General features: G+C 66.7%; 13 protein-coding genes. 3 read left to right on the top strand and 10 right to left on the bottom strand.

From position 1 onward, the window contains the following. Positions 1 to 46: 46 nt before the first annotated feature. From addA to regB, 7 genes are all read right to left on the bottom strand, one after another. The gene (addA, locus tag G9Q80_RS27680; protein WP_088715987.1) at positions 47 to 3,430 is read right to left on the bottom strand and encodes a double-strand break repair helicase AddA; all 3,384 of its coding nucleotides are present in this window, start codon (positions 3,428 to 3,430) and stop codon (positions 47 to 49) included. After that, a complete protein-coding gene (gene addB, locus G9Q80_RS27685; protein WP_088715988.1) occupies positions 3,427 to 6,357 on the bottom strand; it encodes a double-strand break repair protein AddB in 2,931 nt (976 codons plus the stop codon). The genes addA and addB overlap by 4 nt, the downstream gene beginning before the upstream one ends. After that, positions 6,350 to 7,018, bottom strand: a complete 669-nt coding sequence (locus tag G9Q80_RS27690; protein ID WP_088715989.1) for a nucleotidyltransferase family protein — start codon at positions 7,016 to 7,018, stop codon at positions 6,350 to 6,352. Before G9Q80_RS27690 ends, addB begins: the two co-directional genes overlap by 8 nt. Next, on the bottom strand, positions 7,003 to 7,965 hold the full coding sequence (locus G9Q80_RS27695) for an aminoglycoside phosphotransferase family protein (protein WP_088715990.1): 963 nt from the start codon (positions 7,963 to 7,965) through the stop codon (positions 7,003 to 7,005). Before G9Q80_RS27695 ends, G9Q80_RS27690 begins: the two co-directional genes overlap by 16 nt. Beyond that, positions 7,962 to 8,435, bottom strand: coding sequence for a tRNA (adenosine(37)-N6)-threonylcarbamoyltransferase complex ATPase subunit type 1 TsaE (gene tsaE / locus G9Q80_RS27700; protein ID WP_088715991.1), 474 nt, complete (start codon positions 8,433 to 8,435; stop codon positions 7,962 to 7,964). The genes G9Q80_RS27695 and tsaE overlap by 4 nt, the downstream gene beginning before the upstream one ends. Positions 8,436 to 8,476: 41 nt before the next feature. Next, positions 8,477 to 9,994 carry a PAS-domain containing protein gene (locus tag G9Q80_RS27705; protein WP_088715992.1) on the bottom strand — a complete coding sequence of 506 codons (1,518 nt, stop codon included), beginning with the start codon at positions 9,992 to 9,994 and terminating at the stop codon, positions 8,477 to 8,479. A 98-nt stretch (positions 9,995 to 10,092) separates the two neighbouring features. After that, positions 10,093 to 11,499 carry a sensor histidine kinase RegB gene (regB, locus tag G9Q80_RS27710; protein WP_043142710.1) on the bottom strand — a complete coding sequence of 469 codons (1,407 nt, stop codon included), beginning with the start codon at positions 11,497 to 11,499 and terminating at the stop codon, positions 10,093 to 10,095. Positions 11,500 to 11,575: 76 nt separating this feature from the next. Between regB and G9Q80_RS27715 the strand changes: the two genes are divergently transcribed. After that, entirely contained in the window at positions 11,576 to 12,199 is a 624-nt protein-coding gene (locus G9Q80_RS27715) for an SCO family protein (protein ID WP_043142707.1), read from the top strand. 78 nt (positions 12,200 to 12,277) lie between these two features. Beyond that, positions 12,278 to 12,832, top strand: coding sequence for an ActR/PrrA/RegA family redox response regulator transcription factor (locus tag G9Q80_RS27720; RefSeq protein WP_043142704.1), 555 nt, complete (start codon positions 12,278 to 12,280; stop codon positions 12,830 to 12,832). Here the strand turns inward: G9Q80_RS27720 and G9Q80_RS27725 are convergent. From G9Q80_RS27725 to G9Q80_RS27735, 3 genes are all read right to left on the bottom strand, one after another. Beyond that, positions 12,829 to 13,722 (bottom strand): LysR family transcriptional regulator, encoded by an 894-nt coding sequence (locus G9Q80_RS27725; RefSeq protein WP_088715993.1) that lies wholly within the window; start codon positions 13,720 to 13,722, stop codon positions 12,829 to 12,831. The two genes, G9Q80_RS27720 and G9Q80_RS27725, sit on opposite strands and share 4 nt — an antisense overlap. A gap of 277 nt (positions 13,723 to 13,999) precedes the next feature. Beyond that, on the bottom strand, positions 14,000 to 14,488 hold the full coding sequence (locus G9Q80_RS27730; protein ID WP_088715994.1) for a GNAT family N-acetyltransferase: 489 nt from the start codon (positions 14,486 to 14,488) through the stop codon (positions 14,000 to 14,002). Beyond that, positions 14,485 to 15,084 carry an HD domain-containing protein gene (locus G9Q80_RS27735; protein WP_043142685.1) on the bottom strand — a complete coding sequence of 200 codons (600 nt, stop codon included), beginning with the start codon at positions 15,082 to 15,084 and terminating at the stop codon, positions 14,485 to 14,487. Before G9Q80_RS27735 ends, G9Q80_RS27730 begins: the two co-directional genes overlap by 4 nt. 192 nt (positions 15,085 to 15,276) lie before the next feature. On the opposite strand from G9Q80_RS27735, the gene G9Q80_RS27740 reads away from it, so the two are divergent. Continuing rightward, positions 15,277 to 15,437: adenosylhomocysteinase (locus tag G9Q80_RS27740; protein WP_168246603.1), on the top strand; the 161-nt coding region annotated here is incomplete at its 3' end.

The raw sequence follows: 15,437 nt of genomic DNA on the forward strand, positions 1-15,437 counted from the left end.
GGCAGCCTTTTCAGGTGTGGGAAGGTATGGAGGGGTCGCCAGCGCGTCAAGATGCGGCGGCCCGACCGAGTGCTTGTGTCACAAGATCGTGCGGCAGCGGCATATAGTGTGCACGTGCGGTCCAGACCAGGGCGGTGTCGATCTGCCGGTCGGGATAGACCTGCGCCAGGGCGGCGGCATAGGCCCCCATCTGCCGCAAGAGTCCGTCTGGCACATGGTCGGCGCCGTCGGGCACCGTGCGGTTCGATTTGAAGTCCACGGCGGTGATCCGGTCGGGCGCGATCAGCAGCCGGTCGATGATGCCGTGAATCCGCCCCAGCCCCGGCAGATCGGCGGTGACGGGCACCTCTGCCAGCGCATCGGGGGCAAAGACATGCGCCAGCGCGGAGGCCTCCAGCACCGCCAGCGCCTCGTCCCGGATCGCGGGCAGATGCCCGGTGACAAGCGCCAGGTCCGGGTCCGTTTCCATCTGGGTACAGAGCGAATCCGCGGCCTGTGTGCGTTGATCGGCGGGCAGGGGGGCCAGGTTTTCCAGCAGGTGATGCAGCGCCGTGCCGCGCGCCTTGGCCATGTCCTCGGTATCGCCGGCGGCCCCGGGCAGCGCCTTGGCGCCGCCGAGGTCCTTCGAAGGGGAGAGCGGTTTGACAGCGGCCACGGGATCCGGCGCCGGGGCCAGCAACGCGGCGGGCAGGTCTACCGGCGCGGGCCGTGGCTTGTCGTGGACATCCAGGGGCAGGTGCGTCCAGTCCGACAGGCCCAGCCGCAGCCCTTCGCCACTGCCTAGGTCGCCGAAATCGAACATCACCCGCTCGGGGCCCGAATCCTCCATACCCCGCGCGACCTTGTCGTACCAGGCCTCGCCGGATTTCCCCAGGTCGCCTGCCGCCGCCACGATCAGCCATTTCTCGGCCCGGGTCATGGCGACATAGAGCAGGCGGTCCTTTTCCTGCGCGGCCTTCTCCTTGGCGGTGTCGACCACCGCCTGCTGGCGCGGCGGCATGGCGTCGGCGCCCGCCTTCCACATCGGGCCGTCATCGTCGGTGAACAGATCGTCGCGCAGCTTGGTGTCCGGTTCGGCGCAATCGGGCAGGATGACCACGGGCGCCTCCAGCCCCTTGGAGCCGTGCACCGTCATCACCCGCAGGGTTTCGCCCGCGCTGTCCGGGGCGCGCTTGATCTTCAGGTTGTCGGACCGCGCCCATTCCAGGAACCCGGTCAGCGAGGGCACGGCGCTTTGTTCATAGGCCAGGGCCTGCTGCAGCAGCGCGTTTATCCCGTCCTCGGCCTCTGGCCCCAGCCGCCCGATCAGCAGGCGGCGGCCATTGTGGCGGGTCAGGATCCGGTCGATCAGGTCATAGGGGCGCAGGAAATCGGTTTGCCCGCGCAGGTCGTCCAGCACGCGCAGCACCTCGGGGAAATCCTCGCGCCGGGCGCGCAGTTCCTCCCAGAGGTATTTTTTCTGCCGCCGGTGGGCGAGATCGAACAGCGCCTGTTCCGTGAGGCCAAAGAGCGGCGAACGCAACAGCGTTGCCAGCGACAGGTCATCCTCGGGCGTGGAGAGGAAACTGAGCAGGGCGATGATGTCCTTGACCGCCAGTTCCGCCATGACCTTGAGCACGTCGGCCCCGGCAATGGGCAGGTCCTGCTGCTTGCAGGCACGGATGATCTCCTTGAAGAGCCGTCCGCGCTTCTGGACGAGGATCAGGAAATCCCCCGCGTGGACGGGCCGCACCCGGTAGGTGCCGGTGTGGCCGACCTCCTCGGGCAGGGGGGTGCCTTTCTCGATGCTCTCCTTGATGAAAAGCGCGATGCGCTGGGCCAGTTGCACGGTGTGATGCGTGGCACTGGGCCGATCAACGGGTTCATGCCATGCGCCGTCCTCCTCGTCACCGACCTTGTCCACCAGCGGCCAGAGATCGACCCGCCCCGGCATCGCCTCCTTGAAGGCAAGGTGCCCGTCACCCACGAACCCCGAGGCCTCGGCGCCGCGAAAGGTGTTGTCGACCAGCCGCAGGATCGGCTCTGCCGAACGAAAGCTGTAGTCGAGGCTGGCAGGCACCAGCGGCGCGTCGGTCCGGGCAAGACGGTCGGCGAAATCGTCGCGCATCCGGTCGAACTCGGACGGGTCGGCGCCTTGGAAGGAATAGATCGACTGTTTCTTGTCGCCGACGACAAAGATCGTGCGGCGCACATCGGCCCGCGCGCCCTCGCCTGCGGTGAATTCCTGGGCCAGCCGTTCGATCACCTGCCATTGCACGGGCGAAGTGTCCTGCGCCTCGTCGACAAGGATATGGTCGATGCCGCCATCCAGCCGGTAGAGCACCCATTCCGCGACGCCCGGATCGCGCAGCAGGTCGCGCGCGCGGGTGATGAGATCATCGAAATCCAGCCAGCCGCGGCGTTGTTTCTCGGCGTCGTAGTCGCGCAGGAAGGCGCCCGCGAAACCGTGCAGGGCCGTGTCGCGGTCGGCGGCGGCCAGCGCGCGCTGCATCGCAAGCGCCTCCTCGACCCGTGCGGCCAGTTGATCCAGCGCCTCGAAGAGGTCCGGCGCACTGTCGCGGACCCCCTTCGTACCTAGCCTTTTGAGTACCGTCCCGGTCTTTGTCAGCAGCGCCGCCTGAACTTGGGCCAGCCCGGCGCGGTCCAGCGCCTCGATGGCGCCCAACTGCCCTGACATTTTCTGATCGGTCTTGCCGCCGGTGGCGAGGATCTCGGCCAGCGCCGCGAAGAGGTCCAGCTCGGACCCCAGGAAGACCTGGTCCAGCAGGGTGTCCTCGTCATCCGTTTCGCGCAACCCGTAGGCGGCGCGGATCTCGCCCGCATCCTTGGGCGGGGCAAAGGCATCGCGGTGGCGACAGACCTGCGCGGCGATGCTGTCCACGTCGTCGCCCGAGACATAGGGCGCGATTGCGCGGATCAGATGCGCCTCGGGTCCCTCTGCCATCCGGTCCAGCACCTCGGCCCGCAGCAATTCGGCGGCGCGGTCCTCCATCTCCTGGAACTGCGGCGTGACGCGGGCCTCCAGCGGGAACCGACGCAGCAGGGAGGCGCAGAAAGAGTGGATCGTCTGGATGCGCAGCCCGCCCGGCGTCTCGATGGCGCGGGCGAACAGCGTGCGCGCCTCGCGCAGGAAATCGCCCGTCAGGTCCTTTTCGACGCCCAGCTCGCGCAGCTCATCCCTGAGTGCGGCTTCATCCAGCATCGCCCAGCCGCCCAGCCGTTTGAACAGGCGATTCTGCATCTCGGATGCGGCGGCCTTGGTATAGGTCAGGCAGAGGATGTGCGACGGGTCCACCCCGTCCAGCAGCAGCCGCGCCACCCGGTCGGTCAGCACGCGGGTCTTGCCCGACCCGGCATTGGCGGCCAACCACGTCGAATGCCCCGGTTCGGCGGCGCGCACCTGCGCCTCTGTCGCGTCGTCGCGCCTCATGTCAGCACCTCCTTGACCGGCGCATCGGTCACGTCCCATTCGCCGTACCGCGCGAGGTGGTCGTAGTCGCCGGCATCGCTGTCCTTTTGCAGGGCGCGGCGGGCGGTAAAGCCGGTCTCGGCGGCATGATAGGCGCTGATGAGGGCGACGAACTCCTGCCAGACCTGCTCGGGCGGCGCGTCTTCCAGCGGGGCCAGCACCTCGCGCGGGTTCGAGGGCTGCAGCGAGACAAAGACAGCCCGTTCCACATGCGGCGGGTCCAGCGGGGGGAAGCCGCCCTCGTCCAGCATCGCCGCCTCCAGCAGCAACTGCTTGTCAAAGGCGCGCTGTTCCTTGGGTGAGGGCGCGGCGCCGGTCTTGTAGTCGTAGATATGCGCCGCGCCGCGCCCGTCGATGTCGATCCGGTCGGCGGTGGCGCTCAGGGTAAAGCCCAGCGCGGGGATTTCGCGGGTGCCCTTGATTTCGTACTGGCTGGGGGTGGCGCGGCCCTGACGTTCCACCTCGGTTTCCACGAACCAAGGCGCGATGCGGGCCATGCGCGCCTGCCACAGCGCACGGACGGTGGGAAAGGGCACTTGGTCCGGGTCGCCGATGATCTGTTCGGCCAGGGCCATCAGGCGGTCGGGCCGCAGGTCCAGCGGTTCCTCCTGCGTGGCCTTGACGAAGTCCTCCAGCACCTTGTGGGTGAGGATGCCGCGCATCAGCGCATCGGGCGCCTGCATCAGCGGATCCAGCGGGCGCAGCCGCAGGACATGCTTGGCGTAGATCGCGTAGGGATCGCGCACCAGCCGCTTGATTTCGGTGACCGAGAGTTTCGCGGGCCGTGTCCCGGGGGGCGGCGCGGGTGAGGGGCGCGGCACTGGCGTGGCCTCGATCGGCGCCTCCGAGGCACGCGCCAGCGCCAGCCAGCGGTTGCCGCGCGCCTGCATCGCGGCGATGACCTCCTTGCCGCCCTGCGCCTCCAGCCCCCGCATCAGGTTCAACAGCCGGTTGACCCAGCGCGAGGGCACGGTTTCCGCCTCGTCCGATTTCAGCGACCGTGACAGCCAGACCTCGGGTGCGCCCGCCGCCTGTTGGAAGTCATGCGCCGACAGGCCGATGCGCCGTTCGGGCAGCAGCAGCCCCGCCTTGGCGCGCATCTGCCGGTTCAGCCAGGGGTCGGCGCCGGGCAGTTCCGGCCAGGCGCCCTCGTTGAGGCCTGCCAGGATTATCAGGTCGGCATCCATGACCCGTGCCTCCAGCGTGCCCCAGATCAGGATGTCGGGGTGGGGCGCGTCGCGGTCGCGCACCTCTTCGCGCGACATCAATGCGCCCAGCAGGTCGGCGAAATCGCGAGCGTTCATCTCGGCGCCATGCTCTGCCTCTCTCTCCAGTCCGGCCATGACGCCTTGCAGCTTGCGGCCCGCCGCCTCCTGCCACAGCCCGCCTGTGCCTTCGGTGTCCGGCCCGGCACAGATCGCGCCCGCCAGTGTCAGCAGGTCGGCGATCCAGTCAGCCAAGGGGCGTTTGCCGGGCCGTTCCTGCCCGCAGAACCGTGCGCCGACCCAGGCCGCCCAGTCGCCCTGCGACCGCTTTTCGCCCCAGAGCGCCAGCGGTTCGGGCTGGGGATAGGGCATGCCCTTGCGACGGATGAACAGCTCCAGTTCCCGGGTATTCAGAAGGTGCGGCCCCCGGTCGGCGCCGCTGTGAACCAGCGGGTGCTTGAGCAGGGTCAGCAGCATTTCCGCGGTCAGCGGTTTGACGAAGAGTTCCGCCACATGGCGCAGCAGTCGCCCGGGCGGGGTCAGCTGCGCGGGCGTGCCGCCGCTGTCGTCCGGCAGGATGTTCCAGCGGTCCAGCGCAGAGGTCACGCGCCGGGTCAGCATCCGGTCCGGGGTGATGACGGCAGCGCGCTGACCGTCCGCCACTGCCTGCCGCAGGCGCAGGGCGATGGCCAGCGCCTCGTCCCGCTGGCTGGGCGCCTCCAGCAGGGTCACGTCCTGCATCGCCGCGTCCAGTGGCGGCAGCGACGGCCCTTCCGACAGCCATTGGTGCGTGACCGGCGCGGGCCGCAGGGCCAGCGACAGCACGCGGTTGCGCACCGGGCTGGGCGGCGGTGTCTCGGTCCATGGGCGAACATCTCCGGGCGCCATGTCCAAAGCCTGCATCAGCCGGGCAAAGCGGAACTGCGGGTGATCCTCACCGGTCAGCGCGGTGTCCAGCCGGTCCCAGACGTGATCCGGCGTGTCGGTGTCAAAGCCGGGCAGGATCACCGCCCCCTGCGGCAGCCGCGCCACCGCCTCCATGAAGGCCGCCGTTGTCCCGCGCGACCCGGTGGAGCCTGCAACCAGGATCGGGTGTTGCGGCGGCCTATCCTGCCATTGCCGCAGGCGCAGGTCCAGCGCGCGGCGGGCATAGGCCTGCGGGTCGGGGGCGCTGTCGGCCTCGAAATACTGCTGCACGATGCGCAGGAAGGTCAGCGCCCGTTGCCAGTGGCCGGACTGGTCCGAGACGTCGAGGGTCTCGATGACCTCGGGGGCAACGCCCTCGCCCTGCATTTCCTCCATCAGGGTCGCCAGGCTGTCGGCCAGGTCGAACAGTGCCGCCCGCGGGGCAAGATCGGGTGCCTGGTCCAGCAGTTTCGACACCAGTCCCGTCAGTTCCAGCCGCCGGCGCAACGGGGGCACTGGGGCGGGCAGAGCGGCCTTTGTCAGCGGATCGGCCAGGTCGGTCACAAGGCGGATACGCGGCAAGAGGCTGGCAGGACCCTTGTCGAACACTTCGCGCAGGCGCCGCGCCATGCGGTCGGAGTTGACGTAGATTTCCACCCGCGCCAGCGCCTCGGGCGGGGCATCGCCCAGGCGGGCGCGCAGGCCCGCGACAAGTTCACTGGCAAAATCGGCGCCCGGCGGCAGGCCGAACAGGCGCGGTCCCGTGTCGTCAAACATGCAAAAGTCCTTCGGCCAGCGCGATACCTTCGGGGTGGCCCACATCGCACCATTGGCCCGGGTAGGTGAGGCCGCAAAGGCGGCCCGTTTCCGCCTGGGCATTCCACAGGCGATTGAGCGAAAAGACCTTGTCGGGGATGGCGTGCAGCCCCTCTGTCTTGATGATCTGCGCGCCGGTGTAGACAAGATCGCCCTTGCGGCTCAGCTGCCCGTCCGGCTGCAGGCTGAAATCACCGGGGGTCTTGCGCCCGACGGCGCGCGCCAGCGGGACGCAGAGCAGAAGCGCGTCCATTCGCACCGGATCCCAGGCCGCGCGCAGCAGGTCCAGCGGGTTCGGACCGTTCCAGATCGCGTCTGTGTTCAGCGTGTATACAGTATGTGTACCCAATTTCGGCAGGGCGAACCGCAGGCCGCCACCGGTGTCCAGGATGTCGGGATGTTCGACAGAGACATGGATGCCGGTCCCGTTCAGGTGGCTTTCGATCTGGTCTGACAGGTAATGCGCATTCACGACGCGGGTCGCGATCCCGGCGGTCAGGTCCAGCGCGTGATCCAGCAGGGGTTTCCCGGCGACCTCGATCAGGGGCTTGGGCCGGGTCGCCGTCAGCGCCCCCATGCGGGTGCCGAACCCGGCGGCAAAGAGCATCACGGCGTCGGGCATGGGGATTTCAACCTTGTCAGATGGTCGGGCGAGGGCGCGGGCAGGGCGGTGTCGAGGACCTCTTTCACCGGGGCCAGCAGCGGGTGCGCAAGGTCGTTCTGCAGGTGTGCCCAGACGCGCGGGATCAGGTCGATGTAATGCGGCTTGCCCCGCGTCGCGGCGAGACGGGCAAAAACGCCCAGGATACGCAGGTTGCGCTGGGCGCCCAGCACGGCCAGAGAGGCGCGGAATGGCGTTTCCGCGTGCCCGGTGGCGGTGCAGTAATGCGCGATACAGGCCTCGGCGGTGTCCGCGCGCACATCACGGCGCGCGTCCTGGACAAGGGACACGAGGTCATAGGCGCGGTGTCCCAGCAGGGCGTCCTGGAAATCCAGCAGACCGGCGCGGGCGGTGTCCGAACGATCCGGCAGGAGCAGGATGTTTTCGGCGTGGTAGTCGCGCAGCACCATGACCTCGGCGGGCTGGGCGTGGGCCTCCAGCAGGGGGCGGAAGGCAGCGATGGCGCGGGGCAGGGCCTCTGGCGCCTGCGTGTAGTGGATAAAGGCCAGGTCGATCTGTTGGGCCAGGTGATCCGGCGTGGCGATGGGCAGATCGGGCGCCGCGGGATGTCGGTGCAAGTCGATCAGCACATCCGTCGCCAGCAGGTAGAGGTCGCGCTCTGCCGCGGGAGTCTCTGCCAGCCGCGCAACCAGATCGTCGCCAAGATCCTCGATCAGCAAGAGGCCGTTGGCTGTATCCTCGGACAGGATGCGCGGCGCGCTCAGGCCCATTCCGCTGAGGTGCCGGGCCAGACGGGCAAAAAGCGCCACGTCGCCCTCTGGGTCCTGCATCAGGATGGCGGTTTGCCCGTCAAGGAACAGCCGCGTGTAGCGCCGGGCAGAGGCATCCCCGGCCAAGGCCTCTTGCCGGGCGGCGCCCCATCCTGCTGCACTCAGGAAGTCACTCACGCCGCCTGCTCCGCGATCAGCGCATCCCAGCGCGGCGCCTCCCAGTCCAGCACCAGCGCCCGGGCGTCCTCACCCTGTCCGGCGGCAAAGCTCAGCCGCAGGGCGTCGCGGGGGGCCAGATCCTCCAGCCGGTCGGGCCATTCGACGATGCAGATGGCCGTCTCAAAGGCCTCTGTCAGGCCCAGCTCGACGCTCTCGTCCGGGCCGGTGAGCCGGTAGAGATCGGCATGCCAGAGCTCGCCAGTGGCGGTGTCGTAGGTCTGGACAAGGGTGAAGGTGGGTGAGGGCACGTCCTCTGGTTCGTCCAGCAGGGACTGGATCAGGCAGCGCGCGAAATGGGTTTTTCCGGCGCCGATCTCACCCGTCAGCAGCAGCACGTCGCCGGGCCGGAGACCGGCGCCGATGCGGCGGGCCAGGGCGCAGGTGGCCTCTGGCGTGGGCAGGGTAAGGGCGGTCTGGCGGGTGGTCATGGCGGCGAGGATACCGGCGCCGCGCAGGGGCCTGCAAGCGGCTATCCCACCGCCTTCCGGCGATTGTCGGGCTGTGCGGTTTCCTCTGCCTGGACGGGCAGGCTGGTAAAGCGGACAAGGGTCGCCCCGGCAGCCACGGGCTGTACCATGCAACGCAGCATTTCACCGGACTTGCGGGTCAATTGTGCCTCCCATCCCTGGCGGTCGCGCAGGGTCAGGACAAATTCGCGCAGGTCGGTCCAGATCGGGCTGGGCTGGCAATCCTGCTGCCATTCCTTGGTGGCATCGACGATGGTGATCTCGGCAAAGGCGCTGTCGGGATCGCATTTCCACTGTGCCCGGTAGGCGGCGTTGGAAAAGGTCAACACGCCCAGCCGAGAGAAGACGGCCACCGCGTCGTCGAAACAATCCAGCACAGATTGCGTCAATTCCAGTTCCGAGCGGAAGCGGCGTGTGAGCGAGATCTCGGCGCTGATGTCCTCGATCAGGAAGGCCACGGCGCCGTCCGGATGCGGGCGGCCGGTGATCTTGTAGGTCAGGCCAGAGGGCAGGTTCCAGGTCTCGCAATACCGGTCTTCGCGCGCGGCCGAGACCACGTCATAAAGCTTGTCCCGCCAGGAGGCATAGTTCTTGGGTTCGGGCATCATGCGGTTTTCCCGCATGTGATCGAAGAATGACAGGAGGTTGGGCTTGGCCGAAAGGAAATCCACCGGCAGATGCGTCAGGTCCACCAGCGCCGGGTTGAACAGCACCAGTTGCCGGTCACGGTCAAAGACGGCCAGACCGATGGGCAGGTGGGCAAAGGTCTTGGTCAGCGTCTGGACGAAGTTGCGCTGCGCCATCTCGGCGTTGACGAGGCTGTCGATGCTTGTGGCGTAATGCACCCAGCCGTGTTCGACCGGGCGCGAGACGACTTCGAGCCAGCGCTGCGGCTGGCCCTCGGGCTTGATGCTGATGCGGGTGCTGCGCTCGACTCGTTTGGAGGGCAGTTTGATGTCGACGGGACAGGTGCCGTCGATTTCGTGCCCGGTGCTTGCGCACAGGTGTTCGTAGGCCTCGTTGTACCAGATCAGTTGCCCGTCATCATCGGTTTGCCAGAGCGCATCGGGGGCGTTGCGCGACATTTCCGACAGGCGGTGGTACTCGTCGCTCTGGCAGCGGGCCCGGAACAGTGTGGCGGCGCCGTCGGGCGTGCATTGCAGACGCAGGTGCAGCCGGCTGCCCGCGGGGTCGGCCCACAGTTCGGCATTGCCGACATGAGGCGAACGCCAGTGCAAGGGCCGGTCCGGCAGCTCTTCCGGCAGATCCGGGAAGCCGGGCAACAGCGTTTCGCGAACCTCGTCCCAGCCCATACCGGTCAGCACCGTGCGATCGAACAGCACTGCGGCATCCTGGGTGAAATCGACAACTTCGCCGTTTCGGAACAGCAGTACGGTTTCCGGCGTTCCAGAGTGCTGCAACTGCGATCGGCGCGGGCACAGCGTGAACAGGATCAGTGCGGCGGCCATGAATGCCGCGGCGGCACCGGCGCCGATTGCCAGAATTAATAGATCCTCCAAGGTCCTGCCTCTTACCCGTGTCCCGCGGATTGGCCTTCAGGTTGATTTCAGTTTGGTTAATTTCGCGTTAAGCATAAAACATTAAGGTTAAAGTCATCTTAAATTTCAATCGGGCGGTTCTCTCCCAGCGCGGTCCCCGGTTTTGCGGCGTCGGCGACGATCTTGCTGTGAGGCCAGACCACCTCGACGATGGCGCCGCGGCGTTCGGACTGGTCCGACACCGCCGAGTAGGGATCCGATCCATTGGCAAAGCTCAGCTCGGCCCCGGTGCGTTCAAGCAGGGTCTTGGCGATGAAAAGCCCAAGGCCCATGCCCTCATATTCCGGGCGCGCGCGTTTTTCGCTTTCGCTGCGGCGGCGGCGCACGAAAGGGTCGCCGATGCGGCCGATCAGGTGCTGGGGAAAGCCGCGCCCGTCATCGACGATACGGATGGAAATCACGTCATCCGTCCACATCGCCTCGACCCAGACCTTGGTCCGCGCGAAATCCACCGCATTCTGGACCAGGTTGCGCAACCCGTGGATCACTTCGGGGCGGCGCAGGATCTGCGGCTGGGCATAGTCGCCCCCGGGGCCCGGCCCCTCCTCGATCAGGATTTCCTTGCCCCGGTCCTGGTGCGGTTCGGCGGCCTCGCGGATCACCTCGATCAGGGGCGCGTGGCGCATGTGCAGGTCGTCCTTGCCCGCCCGCCCCATGCTGCGCAGGATGTCGCGGCAGCGGTCCGCCTGTTCCCGGATCAAGAGCGCGTCTTCCTTGAGATCGACGAGGTCGGGGTGGTCGTCCAGTTCCTCGGCCAGTTCCGACGAGGTCAGCTTGATCGTGGCCAGCGGCGTGCCAAGTTCATGCGCCGCAGCGGCCACCACGCCGCCGAGGTCGTTCAGCTTCTGTGCCCGGGCCAGCGCCATCTGCGTGGCGGCCAGCGCATCGGACATGGAATTCATCTCGCGCGTGATGCGGCGCGAGTAGACAGAGATGAAGACCAGCGCGATGCAGATTGCCGCCCATTGACCGTACACGAAAATGTCAGGAATGCGCAGGATGAACCCCTGCTCGGTGCGCAGGGGCAGGTGGTAATAGACCATGCCCGTGACCAGCGCGAAGGCGGTGAACCCCAGCAGAAAGGTCGACCGCAGGCTGAGCACCGCCGCCGAAACGGTGACCGGCGCCAGCACCAGAAGCGAGAACGGGTTGTGCAGCCCACCCGTCAGGTACAGCAGGAAACACAGCTGCAAGAGGTCGAACATCACCATCATGAAGTTCTCTGTCTCGCTCAACCGCTTGTTTTCGGGAAAAACCGAGATCGCGATCAGGTTGCCGACGATCGAGACACCCACGGCCAGGTAACACAGGCCCAGTTCCAGCTGCAGGTTGTAGAGCCGCTGGGCCAGGGTGATCGCGATCAGCTGTCCGATCACCGCGAACCAGCGCAACAGGATCATCGTGCGCAGCCGGATCCAGTTGCTGCGCTGTTCGTCGCCGATCAGTCCGAGATCCCCTTGCGCCATCTGCGCCCTTTCGTCCCTCTTGCGTCCAGCCCCTCAACGGATAGCTACAGCTAAACCATTCCAGAGGAAGAAAGTCATGCAGCGTCTTGCCGCAATCGCCGCCTTCGCCGGTCTCGTCGCCATCAGCGCCGGTGTCTGGGTCTACACTCAGCAATCCGCCTCGGACGATCCCTTTGCCCAGTGCCGCACCAGCAAGATCGCCGGGGGCGCGGAAACCATTGGTGGACCTTTCGAGCTGTTGAACAAGAACGGTGAGACGGTGACCGACAAGGATGTGATCACCAAGCCCAGCCTGGTGTATTTCGGCTACACCTTCTGTCCCGATGTCTGTCCCTTCGACACCGCGCGTAACGCCGATGCCGTCGATGTGTTGGCGGAACGCGGCTACGACGTGACCCCGGTCTTCATTTCCATCGACCCCGAGCGGGACACGCCCGAGGTGGTGGGCGAGTTCGCCGAGGTGATCCACGACAAGATGATCGGGCTGACCGGCTCTGCCGAACAGGTCAAGGCGGCCAGCCAGGCCTACCGGACCTACTACCGCAAAGAGGCCGACGCGGACCCGGAATACTATCTGGTCGACCACTCGACCTTCACTTACCTGGTGCTGCCCGAACAGGGTTTTGTCGAGTTCTTCCGGCGCGAGGTCACGCCCGAGCAGATGGCCGACCGCACGGCCTGCTTCATCGAGGCATCTTGACTTGTCCGGATGCGTTTGACCGCCGGAACTTAGCCCGCTAATACTCGTTTTCACGCAGTTGTGGCGGGAGGAAGGCTATTGGCGGAACGCAGCATCGAAGAACTGGGAGCCGACCGCTCGTTGCTCCTGGTCGATGACGACGAACCTTTCCTGAGGCGCCTCGCCAAGGCTATGGAAAAACGCGGTTTCGAGGTTGAGATGGCCGGTTCCGTTGCGGCGGGCACGGCCATCGCCACCGCGCGCCCGCCGGCCTACGCGGTTGTCGACCTGCGGCTTGAGGATGGCAACGGCCTGGACGTGGTCGAGGTGCTGCGCGAAAAGCGGCCCGACAGCCGCGTGGTCGTGCTGACCGGCTATGGTGCCATCGCCACCGCCGTCGCCGCGGTCAAGATCGGGGCGACGGATTACCTGTCGAAACCTGCGGACGCGACCGACATCACCAACGCGCTGCTGGCCAAGGGCGACGACCTGCCGCCGCCCCCGGAAAACCCGATGAGCGCCGACCGCGTGCGTTGGGAGCATATCCAGCGGGTCTACGAGCTGTGTGATCGCAACGTCTCGGAAACCGCGCGGCGGCTGAACATGCACCGCCGGACACTGCAGCGCATCCTGGCGAAGCGCAGCCCACGCTAAGTGGCGACGCTGGATTTCAGCCAGTCGACGAAGGTACGCACGGACGGTCTGACCGGGCCGCTGGGCAGGATGACGTGGTAGACCGACTTGCGCGGATAGGTCAGGTCCAGCTTGACCAATGACCCGTCGTCCAGGTGGCGGCGCACGATGACATCCGTCGCCATGATGGCGCCGATGCCGCGCCGTGCCGCCTCGATCTCCAGTGAAATTTCGCCGATGTCGCGGCGTTCGACCCTGTCCACGTCGATCCCCGTTTCCGCCAGCATGCGGGCGTCGGGGCGATCCGCCGGACCCAGGATCCAGGGCAGGTCCTGCGGCGGCGCAGACGCCGCGAGTTTCGGCGAGGCAACGAAGACCGTTTCGCATTCGATCAGGGGCTCGCAGCGATAGTCCGGCCAATCCTCGGGTGTTCCGATGCGGATGCCGATGTCGAACCCGTCGAAATCCACCGGCGACAGGCAGGCCCCGGGCACGAAGGAGACCGGGATTTCCGGATGTGCGCACCAGAAGTCACAGAGTTTGGGCAGGATCACCGCGTCCACGATAAAGGTGGTGGTGGTTGCACGGATCCCACGGCTGGCCTCTCGCTGCCGCAGACCGTCGATACCATTCGCCAAAAGGGAAAACGCCTCGGTCATGGGTTTGGCGAGTTGCTGACCGGCCTCCGTCAGAACCAGCCCCCGGCCTTCGCGCCGCACGAGTTTCGCGCCAACCTCTGATTCCAGTGACCGCACCTGCTGGGCCACGGCGGCGGGTGTCACGTTCAGGGCGCGTGCGGCGGCGGAAAACCCCTGCAGCCGCGCCGTCGCCTCAAAGGCGCGCAGGCTGGAAAGCGGCGGGAGGTGGTGCCAGTCGATCTCTGCCATCTTGTAGTCCAACTTAAAGGTCACGAAAAATTCCTGACTCAGGATTTGTCGGAACTCAAGTTATTTATAGCCCTGGGCCGAAGGTGCCCTGGGAGAATACGATGCTTCAGTTATCAGAAGACATGATGCGTGCAACGCGTCGCTATGATGCTGCTGGCCGTGGAATGCGCAGGGACATCGAACAGGAAGACGCGGCCCTGAGGGCGGTTGCGGCCCTGCCCGTCGCCTGGGCGCCCGGAGCGTGGTTGCGGTACGTCCTGGACGGGGCGCGCCAGGCCACAGCGCACCCTGCGTTGCGCCGTCAGAGGTCGTAGCGTTTCAGAACCTTGTCGACGGTCCGGCCATCGTCCAACCGGACGCCGGGCTTGGTTCCGTAGTCCTCGAACCCCCGGCTTTGGTAGTAGGCCAGCCCGCCCATGTTGTCAGAACGGATGTTGGCATTGATCCAGCGATAGCCAAGTGCACGGGCGGCCTTTTCGGTTTCGCGAAACAGCGCCGAGCCGATGCCAAGCCCGGTCCGGCCACGGCGGGCAAAGGTGGCGATCTCGGCCGCGTCTTCCGGCAGGTAGCCTGCCGGCTCGATCCACTGGAACCCCATGACTTCGCCGCTGTCATCCTCGGCCAGGTGCCAGGCGGCGCGGTCGGGACAGCGGGTGATCCAGCCGCGCAGGTCTTCGGTGTCAACGGGTCGGGTCATCGCGGTGGTCCCGCCTGCGGCGATCACCTCATTCAGCAACTCGGCCAGGGGGCGGGCGTCCAGCGGACCGGCGCGGCGTATCGTGATCGTCATCGGGGCATCTCCTGCAACAGGGCCGCGTGGCGGGCGGTGAAATCTGCGCGCACCTCGACCGGCGGGCGCAGGTGGATCGACAGATCGGCGATCATGTCCATGTCGGGCGCGCCAAAGAACCTGTCCGCCTCGGCACGGGTAAACCCGGCGATCTGGGTCGCCTCCATCCAGGCACTGATACGGTCCGCCTTCTTGATCTGCTTTTTCAGCCGCTGCGGCGTGGCGGCGGGCAGGCCAAAGCGGATGTGGATGGCGGCGGAGAGCCGCTTGTCCAGTTCCTCGTAGTCCGGACCGACAGCGGCCTTCACCGGAGAGATCATGTCGCCGATCACGTATTCCGGCGCGTCGTGCAGCAGCGCGGTCAGCCGGTCGGCCACGCGCGCCTGCGGGCAAAGCCGGCCGAATATCACCTCGACCAGCAGGGAATGCTCGGCCACCGAATAGGCATAGTCGCCGCGCGTCTGCCCGTTCCAGCGGGCGACAAAGGCCAGTCCGTGGGCGATGTCCTCGATCTCGATATCCACCGGCGTCGGGTCCAGCAGGTCCAGCCTGCGCCCCGAAAGCATCCTTTGCCAGGCTCGCGTCTGTTTCGCCATACTCTTCCCCGGGGTCCTGCTGCGCGGCCCTGACTAAGACGCGAATTCCTGCTTGTAAATCGGGCGCTGGCCGGAACGTCACGGCCCTGCGGCGGAGTATGGCGTTGTACGCGAAGGCCGCCGGTGCTACCTGCTGGCCAGAGCATCGCCGCCCCGCACAAGAGGCGCGCCACCGCATTCGAAGGAACCGAGATGACCCAGGATTACATCGTCAAGGACATTGCATTGGCCGGGTTCGGCCGCAAGGAACTCGACATTGCCGAAACCGAGATGCCGGGCCTGATGGCGCTGCGCGCGGAATACGGCGAGGCGAAACCGCTGAAAGGCGCGCGCATCGTCGGTTCCTTGCACAT

Origin of the sequence: Mameliella sp. LZ-28, assembly GCF_012274245.1 — a bacterium.
Taxonomy (GTDB): Bacteria; Pseudomonadota; Alphaproteobacteria; order Rhodobacterales; family Rhodobacteraceae; genus Antarctobacter; species Antarctobacter albus.